Origin of the sequence: Mycetocola reblochoni REB411 (assembly GCF_900163835.1) — a bacterium.
Classification (GTDB): domain Bacteria; phylum Actinomycetota; class Actinomycetes; order Actinomycetales; family Microbacteriaceae; genus Mycetocola_B; species Mycetocola_B reblochoni.
The window spans coordinates 1-1,405 of sequence record NZ_FUKR01000033.1 but is presented as its reverse complement, the minus strand read 5'-3'; the positions used below and the strand labels follow the sequence as shown (position 1 = coordinate 1,405).

Annotated in this window: 1 protein-coding gene; it reads right to left on the bottom strand. The window is 63.6% G+C overall.

Features of this window, described 5'->3' with window-relative positions; all coding sequences use genetic code 11:
- Nucleotides 1-57 precede the first annotated feature (57 nt).
- Nucleotides 58-1,281 carry an IS256 family transposase gene (locus FM119_RS05925; RefSeq protein WP_087136770.1) on the bottom strand — a complete coding sequence of 408 codons (1,224 nt, stop codon included), beginning with the start codon at nucleotides 1,279-1,281 and terminating at the stop codon, nucleotides 58-60.
- Nucleotides 1,282-1,405: the final 124 nt, after the last annotated feature.

Here is a 1,405-nt window from a genome sequence, read left to right as displayed (position 1 = left end):
GGTGACGTCCCGCTGAGTGGTGGAGTTTCCTCAACACCGTGCGGGTCAGTGCTTTGATTATGCCGCGTTCAGCTCCGGGATCGCCACCTCCTCGTTTGTCGCGTTGAGGAGCTTCATGGAGTGCTCGCTGAAGTAGCGGCGGTCGGCGCCGTCCCATTCGTCGTGCTGCTCGATGAGGACGTGCCCTGCCAGGCGCAGGAGCGCGGCGGGGTTGGGGAATGTGCCGACGACGTCGGTGCGGCGTTTGATCTCTTTGTTGACGCGTTCCAGGGGGTTCGTGGACCAGATCTGCCGCCAGTGCTGCTGCGGGAATCCGCAGAACGCGAGGATGTCGTTCTTCGCGTCCTCGAGCATGTCCGCGATCTTCGGATGCGAGCGGGTCAGCATCCTGACGACCTCGTGGAACTGCGCGAAGACGTGCTCGGTGTCGGGCTGCGCGAAGATCGTGCGGATGATCGAGGCGACCATCGGTCCCGATGCTTTCGGGACGTTGGAGAGCACGTTGCGCATGAAATGCACCCGACAACGCTGCCAACTCGAGCCCTGGAACACGGTCTCGATCGAGGAGATCAAACCCGTGTGAGCGTCACTGATCACGAGCTTCACCCCGCCGAGTCCGCGGGCCTTCAACGACCGCAGGAAGCTTGTCCAGAACGGTTGCGATTCGGTCTCACCAACCTCGAATCCGAGGACCTCACGCCGCCCGTCCGCGGCGACGCCGATCGCGACGACGACCGCTTGGGAGACGACGCGTCGGCCGACTCTGGCTTTGCAGTAGGTCGCGTCGAGGAACACATACGGATATGTCGTGTCCGCCAGAGGCCGGTCCCGGAACGCGGCAACGTCCTCATCCAGATTCGCGCAGATCCGCGACACTTCGGACTTGGAGATGCCGGTGTCCGCGCCGAGCGCTTTGACGAGGTCATCGACCTTCCGGGTTGAGACGCCGTGAACATACGCCTCCATCACGACCGCGAACAACGCCTGATCAACGCGGCGCCGCCGCTCCAACAGCGACGGGAAGAACGACCCCTGTCGCAGCTTCGGGATCCGCAGTTCCAGCTCCCCGGCGGTCGTGGTCAGAGTGCGCGGACGGGTCCCGTTGCGTTGCGTTGTCCGCTCCGGGGAGCGCTCGAACGGGGCGGCGCCGATGAACGCGGCCGCTTCCGCATCGATCAGCTCCTGATAGAGCGTTTCGGTCGCGACCCGGATCCGGTCGGTGACATCGGTGAGTTTCAGTTCCCCGAGGAGCTCGAGGAGGGCAGACTGGTCAAGAGCCATCGTGCGTTGTGTCCTTACGTTGAGATTCCTAGACAGTTCTCACTGACCATCGCACGATGGCTCACCCACGTCTACGACGCAGACAACCCGATCGGAATCTCCACCACTCCACGGGACGTCACCG